Raw genomic sequence first — 21,041 nt, forward strand, 5'->3', positions numbered from 1 at the left:
AGCGGCCTTGTTTCTACGTTTCAGTTTAGTGGTGGGTCGTGCGCGACTCGAACGCGCGACCAACGGATTAAAAGTCCGCTGCTCTACCGACTGAGCTAACGACCCCCGACTGAAAGATGAAATTATGGCCTGATTCGAAGGAGCCGTCAAGCACTAAATGCAAAATAATTGGAAAAAAGGCGTTTTTCTTTAAAAAACCTGAAAACAGCGTCTTGCTAAGGCCCCGCCCCAGCCCTTTTCCCTGTTTCAGAAACAAAATCGGAACATCTATCCAGGAGCATTTACTGCTGAAAATAGAAAATGCCTCCCGAGACTGAGGTCAGACCCCAATGCCGGGAGGCATTCAAAGACGATCAGGCTCGTCTAGCGCTTAACGGGCACGAGAAATACGAACCTCGGCACCACGGCGTTTGACCTCCAGCCCTTCGGACGGCAGGATCTTCAATCCTTCCAGACCCTTGATGTAGCTGGAACCCTGCATCTGCATGACGCGAATCTTGTTGCGCATCACAACCGGGCTGTGCTCGGGCATGCCAAACATCCAGACCTCATCCAGCAAACGAGCCGAGTTGAACTCGGATGTATGCTTGACCACCGGTCCCAGACACAGCATATGGCCTTCGCGGCCAAAGACCGGCAAGCGGTCCAGACCCACGGTCATTTTCAGGATGGTGCCGCCTTCATAGCGCCAGCCCGTGCTCAGATCCCACCAGGCATCGCCTTCAGGCAGGTAGACCTCGATATCCTGGCCGGGCTGCAAGACAGGAGCCACCAGCAAGGCAGGACCCAACAAATACTGGGTATCCCACAAGCGAGCCTGGGCATCTGCCGGGAAGCTTTGAGCCATGGAGCGCTGTACCGGCAAGCCAGTACGCACGGCGTCTTCAATAATGCCCAATACATAAGGCACCAGACGGAAACGCCACTCCAGCCAATGAGCAACCTGAGCCTGGGTTTCTTCATCAAACGCATCAGGACGCAAGGCAGGAATACCTTGCAGACTGAAGTTTGCCGAGAAAACCGACATGGCCAACCAACGCAGATACAACTCTGGCGTCATTTCGCTAGTCGATGCAGCCGCATTGCCCCAGCCATGAATCTGGATAGGCACGCCGCTATTACCGGTAGCCAAGGCGGACTTCAAGGATTGCGTCAGACCTGCCCAGGTATTTTCCACCTGCGGGCCCAACTGCCAGGCAAAGCGCTGGGAAGATGGGCTCAGGTCGCGGCTGGCAACCACGCCTTCTTGCGGTGTCTTGTGACCGGCAACAGCATCAAACAGGGCCTGACGTGCCAGCACAGGGTAAATTGCACGCAACAGGGCGCCAGACTCGCCACCACGGCTGGTGATGGCATCCGGAATATCAAAACGGGCATTGCACAACACGGCACCCAGACCATCGTCGACCATCTGACGCTGGCGCTCGGTCCACATGCGGAACACGTCTTTGTGGGTCAGGTCCAGCAAACCGTAGTCGCGACCACCGCTTAGCTCATCGCCAGGGAAGACATAGGCGCAGCCGTCGTCATCATTGATAAGCAACCAACCGCGATCTTCCCACTCTTCGAACAAGCTGGTGCCCGCCAGTACGCAAGGACGAGTCCAGGCGGCCAGCTGCAACTGATCATTCTGCAAGGCAGAGAAAGCGTCGCGAGGGTCAGCCATGCGGGCGGCATCCCACTCCAGCGTAGGCTTGTCCTGCTGAAAATCGTAAGGCTCCGGTGGCGGCAAGACGGCCACATCCAGCGCAATGCCCTGCTCGCGGCACTGATTGGCCAGCTCACGCAAGGACGTTACATCCTGCGCCTGAGCGCCATCCAGCCACAAGCCCATAGGCGTGACACCGGGCTGACCAGCACGGCCCGTCAAGGCGGAGTACTGGTTGATAATTTCGCTGGGATCACCCAGGAACAGGAAGAAATCCAGGTCGGCAGCGTGTACACGAGCGCGGTACGCATCCAGATCTTGCTGACCCAGATCATGTTCAACCCGCTCGAAGGTATTGATGTATAAACCCCAGCCTTGGGTGCTCCAGAGCAAAGGCAGGCTGCGGTCGTCCGGGCGATCGGTGTCGACTGTTTCCTCGCGGCGGTCCAGCTCGCCCAGGGTTTCGCCCAAACCATACAGGGCATCTTCCTCGGCCAGGGCCAGAGCCAGCTGCCAGCAACTGTTGGGCTCTTGCTCGAGTGTCAATGGCTGATCGCCACTGCTCAAGAGCAGTTGCTCGCCACGCCGGACTTCAAAGCGCCACGGATTGGCCTGAATGTGCAGGGCAAGCTCGCCCTGCTCAATCCGCCAGCCCGAATCGGCTGCTTCCAGTTGAAATTCGCTGACCGCCTCATGGCGGGCCAGCAGCATATCGCCCAAAGCTTTGGCACGGGTACTGAGCTTTTCATTATCGAGCCGGGTAGCCGGCATACAGCGGAAACGAAAAACACCCGGCGCATGAGCTTCGATGCGCAGCGCAAAATCGGTTTCGACAAAAGCGAAATCGGCCTGGGCCGGTTTCGTCGTCAACAAACTCAGATGATTAAACAATTGTGTCACGTCGTCAGAGTGGAGCGAACGGCACGATGCTGATCGCAGGGTCACGCTCAAGATTACTTAACAAGGCCACTATTTTGACGTATTTGCGCTACAAAGGAAAATGTTGCTTCAAATTTCGCCGAAATAATTCGAAAAAAGGGCCTTAGCGAGGTATTAAGGCTTGCTCCAAACGCCGCTCCAAAGGAATGGGTTCCTCCAGACAATAAGCGGCAAACAAACTGGCTGCCAGCAGGCTCCAACTCAAACCACGTGAGCCGTAAGCCGCAGCCATAAACAAACCGGGCGGGCCCGGCACAAAACCCATCACGGGCAAATGATCACTTAAAGCACAGCGCCAACCGGCCCATCCTTGTTCGGGTGTTGCCACCGCCACAGCGGGATGAGCCAGCATGGCAGAAACTTTTTCTATATTTTGCTGATGACCCTGGCGGCTGACCTGGGCAGCCTCACCCAAACGTTCGTAGGTGCTACCAATGACTTGCCCCTGCGGGCCTACAGGCAGGATATAGCCCTGACCGCTTAAAGTCACTTCGCCACGAGTCAAAGCCTGTTCGGCAGGCAAGTATGTCACCTGCCCGGCCAGACGCTGCATGGCCGCCAGCCGTGGCAGGGGATGCTGGGCCAAGAACTCGTCGGGCAGCAAACTCAGGCTTTGGGCTGCCGCAGCTATCAGTACACGATTGCTGCTTTCCAGGCACTCCCCCTGCCGATTGCAGACCTCCCACACTTCCGGCTCCGGGCCAGCTCGCAAGGACACCTGCTCTGGCAGACATTGAATCAAGGGGTGATCCAGCAGATGGGCGACCAGTGCACCGGGATTCACCACCATGCCTTGCGGAAAATACAGGCCACCGCCTTGCAGCGGCACCCCAGCCAAGGCCGAGCCCTGCTCACGATCCAGCCATTGCACCCAATCCTGATCAAAGGCCAAACGCTCCAGCGCCTGCTGAATTTCGGCATCACTATTGCCCGCCTGCCCAAACACCAAGGTTCCAACTCGACGCGGGCGAGCCGCTTCCGGCAAGTCTTTCCAGCCCTGCCAGGCATGCAGAACAGCATTACGGCTCAAGCGGGCCAAGGGGGCATCATCCAGGGCGAACACGGGGGAGATGGCAGCCAGACGGTGACCTTGATGCGTTGCATCCAGGCCCTGACTCAGTGCCGGATCACAAACCAGAACGGGCACACCTTTGCGGGCCAACTCCCAGGCACAGGCCGCCCCCGCCAAACCGGCACCAATCACTACCGCCCGCCCTTGCTGTGGTGGCAAATTGCTGCGTCGTCCCAGGTGGGCACGCAAGCGAGCGCGAATGGTGCACCACTTACCCCCGGCACCGGGGACTTTTTCCACTTCAAAACCTACCGAGGCCAGATCACGTCGCACCTGCCCGGCACAGCACCAGGAAGCCGCTGTCGCCCCCGGCGCAGCCAGACGCACCAGTTGCCCCAGGACCGACCGCGACCACATGGAAGGATTGCCACGGGGCGCAAAGCCATCCAGGTAAAACGCGTCCGCATGGCAGTGCAGCTCGCGCATCATGGTTTCGGCTTGCCCAAAGGCCAAGGTCAGTGTGACTTGTCCCCTATCCAGCTCCAGCCTGTGTATGCCCGGCACCAGTATGGGCCAGGCTGCCAGCAGTTCCTGGGCTTGGGTCTGCAACTCCTCGGGCAAGCGGGCGTACAGAATCGCCAAATCTGACTGGCGGAAAGGATGGGCCTCAACCGACACGAAATGCAGCCGCTGGCTGCGCTCCGGGTCCTGACGCCAGGCCTGCCAGGTAGCCAGAAAGCTGGCCCCCAGTCCAAAGCCGGTTTCACAAATCGTAAACTGGGATCGCCCCCGCCAACGCTCGGGCAGACCATTACCGTGCAGAAACACCCGTCGTGCCTGCCCCAAAGGGCCATCTGCCGGGTGATAGCTATCCTGATACACCGCGCTGACAGGCACGCCATGCTCATTGAATTCCAGAACGGCCGGGACCAGGGGCTCAAACGCAGAGGCAGCCATTAATTTTCCTGCCCATAACAACACTCACACACGCTCTAACCCCTTAAACTGGCCTTAATCAAACTGACACCAACAAACACGTACAATGAAAAGTCTCAGCTTCAGACTTTTCTTTTTTAAAACCGGATTGCCATGCCATTGTCACGTTTACCGCTCAGCGCCTGCCTGGACGCTGCTGTTACCGCAGCCCATGCCGCCGCCGCTATTTTACAAGCCTATGCGTCGGACCGTAGCTCTCTGGTGATCAGCAACAAAATGCACAACGATCTGGTGTCGCAAGCCGATCATGAAGCCGAGCAGGCCTGCATCAGTGTGCTGATGGAGCGCACCCCGGACATTGATATCGTGGCCGAGGAAAGCGGCGGCGTGAATACAGGCCGTCCCACCTGGTATATCGACCCGCTGGATGGCACGACCAACTTCCTGCACGGCATTCCTCACTATGCCGTCTCAGTTGCCCTGATTGCCCCGGCCGGCACGCAAATGGATAACGGCGTTCTGGCCCAGGACACGCCGGTCATTGCCGTGGTCTACGACCCCAATCGCGAAGAGCTGTTTACCGCCATGTACGGTGTGGGCGCCTGGTTAAATGGCAGCCGTATTCAGACATCCTCATCGAAAAAACTGGCGGACTCGGTATTGGCCACAGGCTTTCCCTTCCGCGACTTCTCTTTTTCCGACCAATACATGCCCAGCCTGAACGCCTCCATTACAGGCAGCCGTGGTGTGCGCCGCATGGGTGCCGCCGCGCTGGATCTGGCCTGGGTGGCTTGTGGCCGTTACGACGGTTACTGGGAAATGGGCCTGGCCCCTTGGGACGTTGCCGCTGGCACCTTGCTGGTGCGTGAAGCCAAGGGTGTGTGTCAGGACCTGTATCAGGAAGAGCCCTGGCCCGTCAGCGGTCACGTCTACGCAGGCAATGCCCACATTGCCGATGAGTTGCTGGGCATGGTGCGTCCGTCGCTGACACAGCGTCCGACCAAACCCAAGCCTTAATGCAACATCCTGGGCTCGTTGCCGGACTTCCTGCTCCGATCTTCATCGCCCGATAAAAAAGCGAGCCATTTAAAACGGCTCGCTTTTTTCATGCAGATCAGGTTGCAGGCCAGGTTCAGCGATTTGCTGAATAATCGCCCCGTCCTCCAAACCTCCAAATCAAGCCTGCGCTTCAGGCTTGGCTTGCTCATCCCGCAGGACGCGGCGCAAGATCTTGCCCACATTGCTTTTGGGCAGCTCATCACGGAACTCAATAATGCGGGGACGCTTGTACGCCGTCAGACGCTCTTTGCACCATTGCTTGATATCGGCTTCAGTCAAGGACGGATTACGTTTGACCACGAACAGCTTGATGCTTTCACCACTGTGTTCGCTGGGCACCCCCACCGCCGCCACTTCCAGCACATCGGGATGCGCCGCCACTACGTCTTCAATTTCATTCGGATAGACGTTGAAGCCCGACACCAGAATCATGTCTTTCTTGCGATCCACCAGACGAATACGTCCCTGCTGATCCATGACACCAATATCGCCCGTTTTCAGGAAACCATTGGGTGTAAAGACATTGGCGGTTTCCTCTGGCTGATTCCAGTAAGCCGACATAACCTGCGGCCCTTTGACGGCCAGCTCGCCTTGTTCGCCCATGGCAACCGGTTGCCCCAGTTCGTCCAGCAAGAGCACATCGGTTGAAGGCAAGGGAAATCCAATCGTGCCACTGTAATCGCGTGAATCCGTCGAGTTCACCGCCACCACCGGGGAGGTTTCCGACAGACCATAGCCTTCAATCAAAGGGCAGCCCGTCACAGCCAGCCAACGCTCGGCCACGGCTTTTTGCAAGGCGGCACCACCGGCCAGACACAGTTTGAGCTGCGCAAACGGCAAGGTACGGAATTTTTCGTGATTCGCCAGCGCATTGAACAAGGTATTCACCGCTGGAACGACTTCAGGCGGATTGCGTTTCCAGGCCTTGTAAACCGAATTGAGATCGCGCGGATTCATCACCAGCACCATATGCATACCTGCATACATGGCAAACAGACCGCAAACCGTCAGCGCGAAGATATGATAGAGCGGCAAGGCCACCATCATGGTGTAAGCCGGGCCTTTAAAGTCACCCAAAGCGGGAAAGCCCACGGCCTCCACCTGCAAGACGTTTGCCATCAAATTGCGCTGGCTAAGCATGGCGCCTTTAGGACGGCCCGTTGTGCCGCCCGTGTATTGCAACAGCGCCAGATCATCCGGTTTGGCGGGCTGACGGCTCAGGCTCAATTTGCTGCCCTGCTCCAGCACGGCCTCCAGACTGTGCGAACCCGGCAAGGAATAAGACGGCACCATGCGTTTCAAATAACGCACGGCGAAATTCACCACGCTGCCCTTGAGCCCCATCAGATCACCCACGGTACTCAACACCACGTGGGCAGGCTTCACATTGTCAGGAACTTGCTGCAGCACATGCGCAAAGGTTTCCAGAATCACAATGACCTGGGCCTGGCTATCGGCCAGTTGGAACTCCAGTTCGCGTTCGGTGTATTGCGGGTTGGTATTGACGCCCACCATGCCCGCCCGCATGGTGCCCAGCAGGCAAATCAGGAAGGGCAAACCATTGGGCAGCATCAGCATCACACGGCTGCCACGCTCCAGACCCTGTGCCTGCAACCAGGCCGCGAAGGCATCCGCGCTACGGTCCAGATGTTCATAGGAAATGTCATGCCCCATAAAGGTCAGCGCAGTCCTGTCCTTATGCTTTTTCATGGCGGCATCCAGACAATCGATCAAAGTCTGCTCGGCGCCTAACTGAATCTCATGGGGCACGGAGGCCGGATAATGCTCGAGCCAAGGTTTTTGCTGAGTATCCAAGGGCTTGTCACCTAATACGTGTTTATTTATGGTTAACTCTACTCTACTTTATTGTTCAAACCCAAGGACAAGCCCGCATCATGAAGCTGTTTGAACCCATTTCCGCCTGGTCGCATGAAATTGCGGCCATCCGGCGCGATCTCCACACCTACCCCGAACTGGCTTTCGAGGAAACCCGGACGGCCGATCAAGTCGCGTCCTGGCTGGAGAAATGGGATATTCCGGTACATCGTGGCCTGGGCGTGACAGGCGTTGTCGGTATCCTTAAGGGTACGGGCGGCGAAGGTCCATCCGTGGGGCTGCGCGCCGATATGGACGCCCTGCCCATGCAGGAGCTGAACGAGTTCGAACACAAAAGCCGTCACGACGGCAAGATGCATGCCTGTGGACACGATGGACATACCGCCATGCTGCTGGGTGCAGCGCGCTACCTGTCCGAGCACCGTGATTTTGCGGGCACCATCTATCTGATTTTTCAGCCTGCCGAAGAGGGTTTTGGCGGCGCACGCGAAATGATCAAGGATGGCTTGTTCACGCTGTTCCCCATGCAAGCTGTTTTTGGCCTGCATAACTGGCCCGGCATGCCTGCCGGCACCTTCGGGGTTTTGCCAGGCGGCATGATGGCCTCCAGCAATACCTTTGAAATTCGCATTGAAGGCAAAGGCGCCCATGGAGGCATGCCCCATCTGGGCGTGGACCCCATCATGGCGGCCGTGCAACTGGCGCAAAGTCTGCAAACCATTGTCAGCCGCAATGTGGACCCCCTCGAACCCGTGGTGCTGAGCATTACCCAGATTCATGCCGGCTCTGCCGATAACGTTATTCCCAACGAAGCAGTCATGCGCGGCACGGTACGCACCTTCTCCACCGAAGCCCTGGACCTGGTCGAGACCCGCATGCGCGAACTGTGCGAGCAAAGCTGTGCCGCCCAGGGTTGCAAGGCCGAGTTCGACTTTGACCGCCGCTACCCTCCCACCATCAATGATCCCGAGCAAGCGGCCTTTTGCGCGCAAGTCATCAAGGAGCTGGTTGGCCCCGACAAGCTGCGTCAGGACATCCGCCCTTCCATGGGCGCCGAAGATTTCTCCTTCATGTTGCAAGAAGTCCCCGGCTGCTATGTCTGGCTAGGCAATGGCGATGGCGACCACCGCAGCCAGGGCCACGGCATGGGTCCGTGCATGCTGCACAACGGCAGCTACGACTTCAACGACGCCCTGATTCCTATTGGCGCCAGCTATTGGGCCAAATTGGCTCTGGACTGGCTGGCGCAACACCGTTGATGCTTTAACAAATGTTTCATAGCGGGGCCAAAGCTTGCCGTTACAATGGCAGGTTCTATTGTTGACGGCGTGCGCTCCGCGCGACGGGCATCTGTCCCACCACCCTTTCTTCCTATACGGGAGTATTTGTGACTACTTCAAGCAACATCTCTTCGCTCCCGGACGGAGCCCCCACCCTGCGCGTCATGCCCATGCCCACAGACGCCAATATTCACGGTGACGTGTTTGGTGGCTGGATCATGTCCCAGGTGGACATTGCCGGAGCGATTCCTGCAACACGACGCGCCCAAGGCCGGGTCGCCACCATTTCCGTGAATGCCTTCACCTTCAAGCAGCCCGTGTTTGTGGGTGATTTGCTCAGTTTCTACACAGAAATCATCAAAACAGGCCGCACCTCCATTACGGTTTCGGTGGAAGTGTATGCAGAACGCAAACGCCTGCAACTTGAAACGGTCAAGGTAACGGAAGCCACGCTTACCTATGTGGCTACCGATGACGAGCGCCGCAGCCGCCCGCTGCCCCCTCTCTAAGTATTCGTGACAGGCAGGCCTATGCAGGAAAACCTGGTACCCCCTACTTCGCCCAGTGACACTCCCAAGCCACGCCGCCTGGAGCCCGAGGATGCGCAGCATGCACTTTATCGCCTGAAAAACATCCTCAAGCGCCAGGAAGTGGTGGAATCGCTGGCCCAGCGCCAGTTCGAGGACGACGACCGCTCCAACCTGCTTGAGGGCTTGATCCATCGCCAGCATGAGAGCGAGATCAAGGCCATCCTGAACGATCTGCACCCGGCCGACATTGCCTTCATTCTGGAGTCCTTGCCCGAGCTGGAGCGCCAGGCCATCTGGCAATTGGTGGATGCCGAGCACGACGCCGACGTACTGCTGGAAGTAGCGGACTGGGCACGTGAATCGCTGATTCGTTCCATGGACGCCGCGGACCTGATCGCGGCCGCCGGCAATATGGATGCCGACGAAATTGCCGATCTGGTCCCTGACCTGCCGCCCGATGTGGTGGCAGCCGTGCAGCGCGGCCTGACGGACGAGGAGCGTGCACAGCTGATCGAAGCCATGGGCTACCCCGAAGACACCGTGGGCGCCATCATGGACTTTGACATGGTGCGCGTACGCGAGGACGTCACCCTGGAAGTGGTCCTGCGTTACCTGCGTCGTTTGCAGGAACTGCCAGACCACACTGACCAGATTTTCGTGGTGGACCGGGCCGATAAACTGCAAGGCACACTGTCCCTGACCCGCATGCTGGTCAGCGAGCCTGAAACCCTGGTGTCCTCCGTCATGTCCACCGATTATCTGACTCTGAATCCACTGGATTCGGACTCGGATGCAGCCGGGGCCTTTGAGCGTTATGACCTGGTGTCTGCTCCTGTGGTGGACGATATTGGCCGCCTGATTGGCCGAGTCACCATTGACGAAGTAGTGGACGTGCTGCAAGAGGACTCGGAAGAACAGGCCCTGTCTCGTGCCGGTCTGCAAGAGGACGACATTTTCTCGCCCATCCGTACGGCTATCCGCAACCGGGCCCCCTGGCTGCTGATCAACCTCTGTACGGCAGCAACGGCTTCCTTCATTGCCTCGCGCTTTGAGGACACTGTCAGCCACATCGTGATCCTGGCTTTCCTGATGTCGATTGTGGCCGGTATTGGTGGCAACTCCGGCAACCAGACCATGACCATGATCATTCGTGCCATTGCCACTGGCCGAGTCACAGGTTCCAACGTCCTGCCATTGATCAAGCGCGAACTGCTGGTGACCTTTCTGGTTGGTGTCTGTGGCAGCGCGGTAACGGCATTCTTTGCCTGGTTTATCTCCGGCTCGATCGCCATTGCTGCCGTGATGATGGCCGCCATGATCGGCAATATGTTGATTGGCGCGGCGCTGGGCGTGATGATCCCGATTCTGCGTGATCGCTTTGGCAATGACCCGGCTGTGGGCTCCTCGGTATTGCTGACCTTTGCGACGGACTCGCTAGGTTTCTTGCTGTTCCTGGGACTGGCGACGGTGTTCTTGCTGTAAATCGCCTGCGGGTATGATTAAAAAAAACCGGCTTCTGGCCGGTTTTTTGATTTCTGCATCAAAAGGAGTAAATCGCCTCTTTGAATCTTTTGGCCCCAGGGAACCTGAAAATCCGAACACTGGAACACCAAAATATCGGGGCGTTGGCCCGTTGATCCGTTGATCCGTTGATCCGTTGATCCGTTGATCCGTTGATCCGTTGGTCCGTTGGTCCGTTGGTCCGTTGGTCCGTTGGTCCGTTGGTCCGTTGGTCCGTTGGTCCGTTGGTCCGTTGGATTTCAGTATGTTTGCCTTATCTTGTTAAGCACAAGCTCTCTACCTTTTCCCGGGGAAAAACGTGGTAGCCAATCTCAGAAGTTGCTGCAAACTCAAACACGCGCACCAAACTATCCTTCCACACAACTAAGATCGTGAGGACGACTGTCGGGCCTCTTCCAAGAACACTTCCAGACTCTCCTGGGTCCCCACGGCCTGAGCTCTTTGCAAAGACTCGGTCTGCGCCGTGTGCTCAAAAAAATCCAGTACGCCATTGGTCACTCGCGGCGCGATCCCTGCCAGCTCCAGCTGACGACGCACTTGCAGAACCTCGTCACGGCGGCGCACGCCGTGCACCAGATGGCTGCGCAGGCAGGACTCCATAAAGTCCTGCAAGCCCCGCTGATTCAAATCCTCCAGGACTTCATACAGCTCGGCCCGCAAACCCATGCGCTCGGCCAGCATCAAGTTTTCAATTCCCAAGGCCTCCAGCCCCTTGGTCATCAAACTGCGCAGCAGCTTCAAGCGCATTGCATCCCCCGCCTGTCCCGGCAAGATACGCACAGAAGCGCCCTGAGCCTGCCAAAACGCCGCAGCCCTGCCTGCCCCTTGCCCTGCCGCCAACAAAGCCGTCTGAGCGCCTGTAGAGGGCACAGAGCCCATAATCGCCAGGTCAGCCAGCTCGATTCCGTGCTCTTGCGCCAAAGCGTCCATGCTCTCCATGTCCTGGGGCTCGGCCGTACACAAATCCATGTACAGCGCTCCCACAGACAAATGCGGCATGACGGCCTTGGCCACTATGTATGCCTGTGTTCCCGTCACTGCCGACAACACGCCGTCAAGACTCCGCCAATCCGTATCCGCCTGCAAACACAGTTTCGCTCCCAATTGCTGCGCCAGTTCGCTGGCTGCGGCACTTTCCCGGCGCACCAGGATAAACGGCACCTGCACACCAGCCAACTTCAAGGCAGCACCATAAAAACGCGCGACTTCGCCCGCCCCGATCAGGGCAACACGATGTAATAAGGGAGATGTTGTCATAGAAAAACACACAGAAGAAACGATCAGCCGCAGCCGGTAGCACCAAGCTGCGTCCCGTAGCTTACAGGGAAAAACGGCCCTGCATGAGCGGGATATAACCATTCACAGATCAGTTCGCAGCAACAAAGCTGGCATCCAAGAAAAAACCCCATGCGCCAGGGGCTCATGGGGTTTGATCTCGCAGCCTGCAGGCTGGGCAGCTTGAGTCAGAATCAATTCAAGCGGCCATGGCACTGCTTGTATTTCTTGCCGCTGCCGCATGGGCAAGGATCGTTACGGCCCACGCGTGGCACTTCGCCCTTGGTCGCTTCGTCCAGACCGGGATCTTCACCGCTCAAGGCAGCATCGTAGTCCGAATGATGGAAACGGACATTGGAGTTGGCAGGAACCTCAACCGCGGCTTCCTCGACCTGCTCCGGAGTCTGAATACGCACGGTCATCAGCACTTTGACCACTTCATCACGCACACGGTCCAGCATGTCGGAGAACAGCTCGAAAGCTTCGCGCTTGTATTCCTGCTTGGGGTCTTTCTGGGCATAACCGCGCAGATGAATCCCCTGACGCAGGTGATCCAGGGCCTGCAAATGGCCACGCCATTGCGTATCAATGGACTGCAAGAGCACGGAGCGCTCGAAGTTGCCCCAGTTAGGCTGACCCACCAGATCAATCTTGGCTTGCAGCAGACGCTGGGATTCTTCGATAACGCGATCATGCAAGTCATCGTCGGTCAGATTGGACTCTTTCTCCAGCATTTCAGCCAAAGGCAGCTCAATCTGGAAGGTGCTCTGCAAAGCGGTGGTCAAGCCGGGAATATCCCATTGCTCTTCCATGGTGTCTTGCGGCACGTATTCACGGAACAGACGACTGACGGCAGCTTCGCGCAGGCTGCTGATGGTGTCGGAAATATCAGCCGACTCCAGCACTTCATTACGCTGGGCGTAGATCACCTTGCGCTGATCGTTGGCCACGTCGTCATACTGCAGCAGCTGTTTACGAATATCGAAGTTGCGGGCCTCGACCTTGCGCTGAGCGGATTCGATGGAACGAGTCACCATGCGGGCTTCGATAGGCTCGCCTTCCGGCAAACGCAGACGCTCCATGATGGCGCGCACACGATCACCGGCGAAGATGCGCATCAGCGAATCTTCCAGCGACAGGTAGAAACGCGAGGAACCTGGGTCACCCTGACGACCGGCACGCCCACGCAGCTGGTTGTCAATACGGCGGGATTCGTGACGCTCGGTACCAATAATGCGCAAACCACCAGCCTGTTTGACCTGCTGGTTCAGCGGTTCCCAAGCAGCACGAATAGCCTGGATCTTGGCTTCTTTTTGCTCAGCACTCAGGGACTCGTCTTCACGCACCTGAGAAATTGCACGTTCGATACTGCCACCCAAGACAATGTCCGTACCACGACCGGCCATATTGGTGGCGATGGTCACGTGACCGGGCATACCAGCTTCAGCCACGATGTCGGCTTCACGGGCGTGTTGCTTGGCGTTCAGTACCTCGTGCTTGACGCCAGCGGCATTCAGGCGTGTGGAGATCAGCTCGGAGTTTTCAATGCTGGTGGTACCCACCAGTACAGGCTGACCACGCTCGTGGCAGTCCTGAATGTCTTTCAGAATGGCATTGAACTTCTCGTCATCGGTTTTGAAGACCTGGTCGTTTTGGTCCTTACGGGCCAGCGGACGATTCGGTGGAATGATGACGGTTTCAAGACTATAGATTTCCTGGAACTCATAGGCTTCGGTATCGGCCGTACCCGTCATGCCCGACAGCTTGTCGTACATACGGAAGTAGTTCTGGAAAGTAATCGAAGCCAGCGTCTGGTTTTCGTTCTGGATGCGAACGCCTTCCTTGGCTTCCACAGCCTGGTGCAAGCCATCCGACCAGCGGCGACCAGCCATCAAACGGCCGGTAAATTCGTCCACAATCACCACTTCGCCGTCCTGGACCACGTATTGCTGATCGCGGAAGAACAGGTTGTGGGCGCGCAGGGCGACCATCAGGTGGTGCATCAGGGAAATGTGGCGTGGCTCGTACAGCGACTCACCTTCGGGAAGCAAACCGATTTCGGTCAGGATCTGCTCGGCACGTTCGTGACCGGCTTCGGAAATATGAACCTGCTGGCCCTTTTCATCGACCCAGAAGTCGCCTTCGGGCTCGGGCTCGTGTGGACGAGGCTCTTGCGTCATGCGGGTCAGCATGGGCGGAACCACGTTCATGCGCACGTACAGCTCGGTATTATCTTCGGCCTGGCCGGAGATGATCAGCGGTGTACGGGCTTCGTCGATCAGGATGGAGTCAACTTCGTCGACAATCGCGTAGGACAAACCGCGCTGGCGGCGATCCTCGGCGCGGTATTCCATATTGTCGCGCAGGTAGTCAAAACCAAATTCGTTGTTGGTACCGTAGGTAATGTCAGCCTGATAGGCAGCAATCTTCTCGGCATTGTCTTGCTGGGGAACTACGACGCCCACGCTCAGACCCAGGAAGTTGTACAGACGCCCCATCCAGTTCGCATCGCGTCGAGCCAGGTAATCGTTGACGGTCACCACGTGCACGCCTTTGCCGGACAGTGCATTCAGGTACACGGCCAAGGTCGCGGTCAGGGTTTTACCCTCACCCGTACGCATTTCGGAAATCTTGCCGTTGTGCAAGGCAATGGCACCGAGCATCTGCACGTCAAAGTGGCGCATGCCAAATACACGGACACCCGCCTCGCGCACTACAGCAAAAGCCTCGGGCAGGAGCGAGTTAAGCGAGGCGCCATCCTGAACACGTTGGCGCAGCTCCTGCGTCTTGGCTGCCAAGGCCTCGTCGCTCAGGCCCTGAATAGTAGGCTCTAGAGCATTAATCTGGGCGACCTGCTTACGGTACTGTTTGAGCAATCGGTCGTTACGACTGCCAATAAGCTTTTTCAGCAATGAAACCATTCTTGTGTCGTCAATGTAGGCGAGGCCGCAAGGGCTTGAATCTGTGCCTCGAGCCTATCTCTGGTTAAAAGGGATGCGCAAGCAAACAATCAGTTTAACGCACATGCTGCAAGACGGAACTACTTGTCCGAATCCAATTGCGCGACTTGCTGCTCTACGTACTCACGCGCCGGCAGAAAAAGCTTGGGATCCAGGGCATGTCCGGCCATGCGCACTTCAAAGTGCAGGTGTGAGCCTGTGGACTGCCCGGTAGATCCGACACGGGCGATCAACTGCCCTTTTTCTACTACGTCGCCTAATTTAACAACGATTGATGAGGCATGGGCGTATCGCGTGCTCATGCCATTGCCGTGATTGATTTCTACCAGCTTGCCGTAACCTGTCATATAGCGGGCTTCCGATACCACCCCACCGGATGCGGCATAGATAGGCGTCCCCTTGGGTGCTGGAAAGTCCAAACCTTCGTGCAAGGCATGACGGCCCGAAATCGGGTGACGACGCCAGCCAAAGGAGGAGGCCACCTCGTCATAATCCACCGGACGGTAATTGGGCAGACGGGCTTCGTTGCCGGTACGCTCGGTCAGCACGGAGTCCAGCATCTGAAACCAGTCCTGTTGCTCGGACATCTGTTTGGCCAGATTATCCAGCTGCTCGCCCAGACGGTCGGCGTTCCAGACAAGGTCGGCTCCATCCATGCTATCCATGACGGCCAGATCCTGCACGGGCATGGCACCGGCCAGCTCCGGATCGGTGTACTCAATGCCGGCCGCCTTGGCCACGCGCTTGCTGACACCATCCATCTCGATCAGTTTGGCCTGCAAACCGCCGACTTTTTCGGCCAGGCGGGTAACGTTGTCCTGCATGGCAGCGGCCTGGCTTTGGGCCATGTCCGCATCCAGCGACACGCCCCCGCGTTCACCCCAGTGCGACTGCACCAGAGCTCCCGCCGCTGCGGAAACGCCCAGCGATACCAGAGCCACCAGGGCGATCACCGTACGGCGCACCCCTTTGGCTTTGGCATCTAAGGACGTATAGTCTTTATGTTGATCCACTATCGTATAACCTCGAACATGACCTGGAAGCCCCCTTTTTCCTCATCCGCGCCAAAACGCAGTAGCGGGCAAAGCCACGCTTTGGGTTGGCTGGCCAGCGACCAGCAAGGTTCCCAGGTACTGGAAATGGCCCGGCAGCTGATGGCGGCGCAGACCCATGTAAGCAAAGCCTTGCCACCTGCTTTGGGCAAGGCTTGTAAAGTAGCCCGTATAGACAGACAGCAATTGACGCTGGCAGTTCCCAGCGCCGCACATGCGGCCAAGCTGCGTCAGCTGTTGCCCACTGTCACACGGCAGATGAATGCCGCTGGCTGGAACATTAGCGAGGCGCTGGTGCACGTGCAAGCCCATTTGTTTGCAGCTGTGACAGAAAAGCCCGCACGCCAGGTACAAGTCCTGGACGAACGGGCCTTGGAATCATTTGAAAAGCTGCATGACTCATTGCCGCAAGGTCCCTTGGCGCAAGCCATCGAACGCTTGTTGCGTCATCATCGCGGCTAAGCAAAGCACCAGGATCGGGCCCCTAAGCAAGTATCAAGCGAATTTCCACTCGCTGGAAAAAGCGTGGGGTGCACTGGCAGCCGACTCGAAAGTCACCAGCTCCCAACTATCCTGGGCGGCCAGCAAGGCACGCGCCAGCTGGTTATTCAAACCATGGCCGGATTTGCACGCCACATAGCGTGCAATCAGGGGGTGGCCAATCAGGTACAAGTCGCCAATAGCATCCAGAATCTTGTGCTTGACGAACTCGTCCTCGTAACGCAGACCGTCGCTGTTCAGGACACGGTACTCGTCCATGACAATGGCATTGTCCAAACTGCCGCCACGGGCCAGACCGGCCGCACGCAAAGCTTCCACTTCGCTGGCGAACCCGAAGGTGCGCGCACGTGAAATAGTCTTCACGTACGAGTCATGCGCAAAATCCACCTCGGCAAAATTGGCCGTTGCATCAATGGCCGGGTGGTGAAAATCGATAGAAAACTGAAGGGCAAAGCCTTCGTAGGGCTCCAGACGGGCCCACTTGATGTCCTGCCCCTCGCCTTCAGAGACTTCGATGGGTTTGAGGACACGCAAAAACTTCTTGGCGGCTTCCTGCTCCTGCAAGCCCGCCGAACGCAACAAATACACGAATGTGCCGGCGCTGCCATCCATGATGGGCACTTCTTCAGCCGTCAGGTCCACGTGCAGATTATCAATGCCCAGGCCAGCGATGGCCGACATCAAATGCTCGACGGTTGAAACCCGAACATTATCCTTGATCAGCACCGAAGCCATACGCGTACCACCGACCTTGTCTGCCTGTGCGGGCAAATCCACGATTTCGGGCAGATCGATACGGTGAAACACAATACCCGTGTCAGGCGCAGCAGGGCGCAGTGTCAGTTCGACACGACGACCAGAGTGCAAGCCGACTCCTTTGGTACTGATGACATTCTTGATGGTGCGCTGACGAAGCATGGCTGTTCTTGTATTTGTAAAGTGTTGTTCGCAAAGACTATTGTAACCGTAATACGGGTTATCCACTATACGCTTTCTAAAAACATAAGCAATTGTCAAGCGTCAAACACCACGACACAACAAAACACTTACGCCCCCTGAGCGCGAACGCCCAGGGGGAGTCGTGGGAGAAATCAAATTGGCGACTCGGGTAATCGCCGAACCTGATTTTTAATCAGCCTGCTTGCGCAAGAACGCCGGAATGTCGAAGTGATCCATACCGGCAGTCTCCAGTGCACGCACCTGAGCCGAAGCCTGGCTGCGTGGATTGCGGATGACGGCAGGCACGTCGGCGTTGGCGTAATCCGCACCGATGACAGGCATGTTGTCCGTACCTGTACGTAACACTTCTTCGTTGTTTTGTACCAACTGTGGGCGCGCTTGCTTGCGACCCAGGCCGGTAGCCACAACGGTCACGCGCAGGCTGTCGCCCATGGACTCATCGTAAGCGGTACCAAAGATAACGGTGGCGTCTTCTGCAGCGTAGCCACGGATGGTGTCCATGATTTCGCGCGTTTCGCGCATCTTCAGGGACGACGAGGAGGTGATGTTCACCAGCATGCCGCGGGCACCGTGCAGGTCCACACCTTCCAGCAATGGGCAAGCGATGGCGCGCTCAGCCGCTTCACGAGCGCGGTTCGAGCCGGAAGCCACAGCGGTACCCATCATGGCCTGGCCTTGCTCGCCCATGATGGTTTTCACGTCTTCGAAGTCGACGTTCACGTTACCTTCAACATTGATGATCTCGGCAATACCGGCGCAGGCATTGTGCAAGACATCGTCAGCTGCCTTGAAGCAATCGGACTGTGTTGCGTCCTCATCCATCAAGTCGTACAGGTTTTCATTCAATACAACGATCAGGGAGTGAACGTGCTTGCTCAGCTCCTCGATCCCTTCTTCGGCCATGCGCAGACGGCGATTGCCTTCAAAGGAGAAAGGTTTGGTGACGACACCCACGGTCAAAATGCCCAATTCCTTGGCCACTTCAGCCACAACGGGGCTGGCACCCGTACCGGTGCCACCGCCCATACCGGCTGTAATAAACACCATGTTGGCGCCGTTCAAGGCTGCGCGAATTTCTTCGCGAGCGGTTTCAGCGGCTGCACGGCCTTGGTCAGGCTTGGCACCGGCGCCCAAGCCGCTGCGGCCCAGACGAATCTGGATAGGTGCATCGCTGCTGGCCAGCGCCTGCGAATCGGTATTGGCGCAAATGAAATCAACGCCCTGAACACCAGAGTTGATCATATGCGTCACAGCGTTACCGCCTGCGCCGCCCACGCCCACGACCTTGATGACCGTGCCGCTACCGCTGGTATCTAACATTTCAAAGTTCATCATGATTGACTCCCACTCAAACACTTAATTAGTCAAGTTTCTACGTACTTCCCCGATACAACTGAAATTTGGAATCAGCTCAAAACATCTGCCAACCAAGGGGTTCGCACCCGGTTTGAACTGCCTCCTGGACCGCCCTTTCAGGCTGCCCGACCTGAGCGTCTTGCAACGCCCTTAATTCATGAACCATTCCTTCATACGGGCCATCAGACCTTTGACGCTGCCTTTTTGCTGAGCCACCTTGCGGCCACGAGCGCTTTGCAGGCGTGCTTCGGTCAACAAACCCATCACGGTCGAAAAACGTGGGTTGCGCATGACATCAGCCAAGCTACCTTCATAGCTGGGCACAGCAATACGCACAGGTTTCAAGAACACGTCCTCGGCCAGCTCCACGATGCCCGGCAACATGGCCGTACCACCAGTCAACACCACGCCCGAGGACAGCAAGTCTTCGTAGCCCGATTCGCGCAGGCTTTGCTGCACAAAAGTAAAAAGCTCTTCCACACGCGGCTCGATCACAGCACCCAGGGCCTGGCGCTTGACCTGTCGGTTGGGACGATCACCCAGACCGGGCACTTCAATCATTTCTTCCGGATGGGCCAGCGATTGCTTGGCCACACCAAAACGCAGCTTGATCTCTTCCGCATCCGGCGTAGGGGTGCGCAACATGGCAGCAATGTCGCTGGTGATCTGGTCGCCCGCGATCGGGATCACGTCGGTATGACGAATCGCACCGCCGGTGTAGATGGCGATATCGGTCGTACCGCCGCCAATGTCTACCAGCACCACGCCCAGCTCTTTCTCGTCCGCCGTCAGGCAAGACAGGCTGGAGGCCAGAGGCTGCAAAATCAGGTCCTGTACTTCCAGACCACAACGACGCACACACTTGACGATGTTCTGCGCTGCGCTGACGGCACCAGTCACAATGTGTACCCGCACTTCCAGACGCAGACCGCTCATGCCTATGGGTTCGCGAATATCTTCTTGCGAATCCACGATGAACTCCTGCGTGAGCACGTGCAGCACTTGCTGGTCGGTGGGGATATTCACGGCCTTGGCCGTTTCAATCACGCGTGCCACATCGGTCGCTGTGACTTCCTTGTCTTTCACCGCCACCATGCCACTGGAGTTAAAGCTGGTGATGTGGCTGCCTGCAATTCCGGTGTAGACCTCACGGATCTTGCAATCGGCCATCAACTCCGCCTCTTCCAAAGCGCGCTGGATGGAATTGACTGTCGTCTCAATATTGACGACCACCCCTTTGCGCATGCCCTGGGATTCATGCTGTCCCAGACCAAGCACTTCAAACCGGCCTTCCGGCAGCACTTCGGCCACCACCGCAACCACTTTGCTGGTGCCGATGTCCAATGCAACGATCAGGTCTTTGATGTCACGAGTCATATGTTCTTTACTTCACAGGGGTAGATGAAACCGGAGCCAGCGTTATCGCAAAGCCATTCGGGTAACGTAAGTCGGCACTTTGCAAAGCACGGTCGCCAAGCCGTTGCATCAAGGCAGGCCAAGCCTGCACAAATCGTTCAACACGTACCGCAAAGGGCAATGCACCTTTACGACCGTGCGGGTCGGCAATATCAGCAGCCGGGTCACGCCCCAGGCTTAGCTGCATGCCGTTGGACAACACCACATCCCAGGCGTAGCGCGGGCTCAGCGTCACTTCACTGACCTGTACATCCAGCGGCCCAAACCAGCGTGCCAGCTCGGCATACCGTTGCACCACCAGACGCTCCGAATTCGGAGGACCGCTTAGCTGGGGTAAATCCACGTCATCAGGCACCACGGCTTTATTGGCCGAAAATGATTCACCCCAGGTGTTGATCATTTCGTCTTCGTTCCAATAGGCCAGCGGCTGCTGTTCTTCAATCCGTACCGACAAGCTATTGGGCCAAACGCGGCGGATCTGCGCGCGACGTACCCAAGGAGCCGTTTCAATCAGAGCGCGGGACTTGTCCAGATCTACTGTGAAGAAGTTGCCTTGCAGGCGACCGGCAATCGTGGCTTTCACCCCTTCAGGAGTCACATAAGCCAGACGCTCGCCTTGCGAGGACTCGATCTGAATGCGTTCGATATTGAAGTACGGACGACGCACAGCCCAAACCACAACACTGATCACCAATGCCGACACCGCTAGCAAAGCCAGCGTATTGGCGATCAGGTTGGTCAGACGTGCATCGGAAAACAT

The 21,041-nt window shown here is 57.3% G+C and carries 15 protein-coding genes and 1 tRNA gene; 5 read left to right on the forward strand and 11 right to left on the reverse strand.

From position 1 onward, the window contains the following. Positions 1 to 29: 29 nt before the first annotated feature. The 3 genes from OSH04_RS05955 to mnmC form a co-directional block, all read right to left on the reverse strand. A tRNA-Lys gene (locus OSH04_RS05955) sits at positions 30 to 105 on the reverse strand. A gap of 265 nt (positions 106 to 370) precedes the next feature. Then, positions 371 to 2,539 (reverse strand): glycoside hydrolase family 31 protein, encoded by a 2,169-nt coding sequence (locus OSH04_RS05960; protein ID WP_115634325.1) that lies wholly within the window; start codon positions 2,537 to 2,539, stop codon positions 371 to 373. Positions 2,540 to 2,690: 151 nt separating this feature from the next. Further along, positions 2,691 to 4,556: an FAD-dependent 5-carboxymethylaminomethyl-2-thiouridine(34) oxidoreductase MnmC gene (gene mnmC, locus OSH04_RS05965; protein ID WP_266108105.1), complete on the reverse strand. Its 1,866-nt coding sequence runs from the start codon at positions 4,554 to 4,556 to the stop codon at positions 2,691 to 2,693. Positions 4,557 to 4,688: 132 nt separating this feature from the next. On the opposite strand from mnmC, the gene OSH04_RS05970 reads away from it, so the two are divergent. Next, on the forward strand, positions 4,689 to 5,552 hold the full coding sequence (locus tag OSH04_RS05970) for an inositol monophosphatase family protein (RefSeq protein ID WP_060185615.1): 864 nt from the start codon (positions 4,689 to 4,691) through the stop codon (positions 5,550 to 5,552). Between the two features lie 159 nt (positions 5,553 to 5,711). Here the strand turns inward: OSH04_RS05970 and OSH04_RS05975 are convergent, their stop codons facing one another. Next, complete coding sequence (locus OSH04_RS05975; RefSeq protein ID WP_266108106.1) at positions 5,712 to 7,409, reverse strand: AMP-binding protein; 1,698 nt, start codon at positions 7,407 to 7,409, stop codon at positions 5,712 to 5,714. 80 nt (positions 7,410 to 7,489) lie between these two features. Between OSH04_RS05975 and OSH04_RS05980 the strand changes: the two genes are divergently transcribed. The 3 genes from OSH04_RS05980 (at position 7,490) to mgtE (ending at position 10,722) form a co-directional block, all read left to right on the forward strand. After that, on the forward strand, positions 7,490 to 8,689 hold the full coding sequence (locus OSH04_RS05980; RefSeq protein WP_266108107.1) for a M20 aminoacylase family protein: 1,200 nt from the start codon (positions 7,490 to 7,492) through the stop codon (positions 8,687 to 8,689). A 185-nt stretch (positions 8,690 to 8,874) separates the two neighbouring features. Then, on the forward strand, positions 8,875 to 9,219 hold the full coding sequence (locus tag OSH04_RS05985) for an acyl-CoA thioesterase (RefSeq protein ID WP_003803527.1): 345 nt from the start codon (positions 8,875 to 8,877) through the stop codon (positions 9,217 to 9,219). A gap of 21 nt (positions 9,220 to 9,240) precedes the next feature. Continuing rightward, positions 9,241 to 10,722, forward strand: coding sequence for a magnesium transporter (gene mgtE, locus OSH04_RS05990; protein ID WP_266108108.1), 1,482 nt, complete (start codon positions 9,241 to 9,243; stop codon positions 10,720 to 10,722). Between the two features lie 402 nt (positions 10,723 to 11,124). Here the strand turns inward: mgtE and OSH04_RS05995 are convergent, their stop codons facing one another. From OSH04_RS05995 to OSH04_RS06005, 3 genes are all read right to left on the reverse strand, one after another. Further along, the gene (locus tag OSH04_RS05995) at positions 11,125 to 12,018 is read right to left on the reverse strand and encodes a DUF1932 domain-containing protein (RefSeq protein WP_266108109.1); all 894 of its coding nucleotides are present in this window, start codon (positions 12,016 to 12,018) and stop codon (positions 11,125 to 11,127) included. A 212-nt stretch (positions 12,019 to 12,230) separates the two neighbouring features. Further along, positions 12,231 to 14,957, reverse strand: coding sequence for a preprotein translocase subunit SecA (secA, locus tag OSH04_RS06000; RefSeq protein WP_035271069.1), 2,727 nt, complete (start codon positions 14,955 to 14,957; stop codon positions 12,231 to 12,233). A 119-nt stretch (positions 14,958 to 15,076) separates the two neighbouring features. Then, positions 15,077 to 16,009: a M23 family metallopeptidase gene (locus OSH04_RS06005; protein WP_035271071.1), complete on the reverse strand. Its 933-nt coding sequence runs from the start codon at positions 16,007 to 16,009 to the stop codon at positions 15,077 to 15,079. A gap of 18 nt (positions 16,010 to 16,027) precedes the next feature. On the opposite strand from OSH04_RS06005, the gene OSH04_RS06010 reads away from it, so the two are divergent. After that, complete coding sequence (locus tag OSH04_RS06010) at positions 16,028 to 16,510, forward strand: DciA family protein (protein ID WP_115634326.1); 483 nt, start codon at positions 16,028 to 16,030, stop codon at positions 16,508 to 16,510. Positions 16,511 to 16,543: 33 nt separating this feature from the next. Here OSH04_RS06010 and lpxC read toward each other — a convergent pair whose 3' ends face one another. The 4 genes from lpxC to OSH04_RS06030 form a co-directional block, all read right to left on the reverse strand. Then, on the reverse strand, positions 16,544 to 17,467 hold the full coding sequence (gene lpxC, locus OSH04_RS06015; protein ID WP_026485180.1) for a UDP-3-O-acyl-N-acetylglucosamine deacetylase: 924 nt from the start codon (positions 17,465 to 17,467) through the stop codon (positions 16,544 to 16,546). A 210-nt stretch (positions 17,468 to 17,677) separates the two neighbouring features. After that, the gene (gene ftsZ, locus OSH04_RS06020; RefSeq protein ID WP_035271073.1) at positions 17,678 to 18,844 is read right to left on the reverse strand and encodes a cell division protein FtsZ; all 1,167 of its coding nucleotides are present in this window, start codon (positions 18,842 to 18,844) and stop codon (positions 17,678 to 17,680) included. 171 nt (positions 18,845 to 19,015) lie between these two features. Further along, entirely contained in the window at positions 19,016 to 20,242 is a 1,227-nt protein-coding gene (ftsA, locus tag OSH04_RS06025; RefSeq protein ID WP_009455039.1) for a cell division protein FtsA, read from the reverse strand. A gap of 7 nt (positions 20,243 to 20,249) precedes the next feature. After that, the gene (locus OSH04_RS06030) at positions 20,250 to 21,041 is read right to left on the reverse strand and encodes a cell division protein FtsQ/DivIB (protein WP_009455041.1); all 792 of its coding nucleotides are present in this window, start codon (positions 21,039 to 21,041) and stop codon (positions 20,250 to 20,252) included.

This window comes from Alcaligenes nematophilus (genome assembly GCF_026344155.1).
Lineage (GTDB): Bacteria > Pseudomonadota > Gammaproteobacteria > Burkholderiales > Burkholderiaceae_B > Alcaligenes > Alcaligenes phenolicus.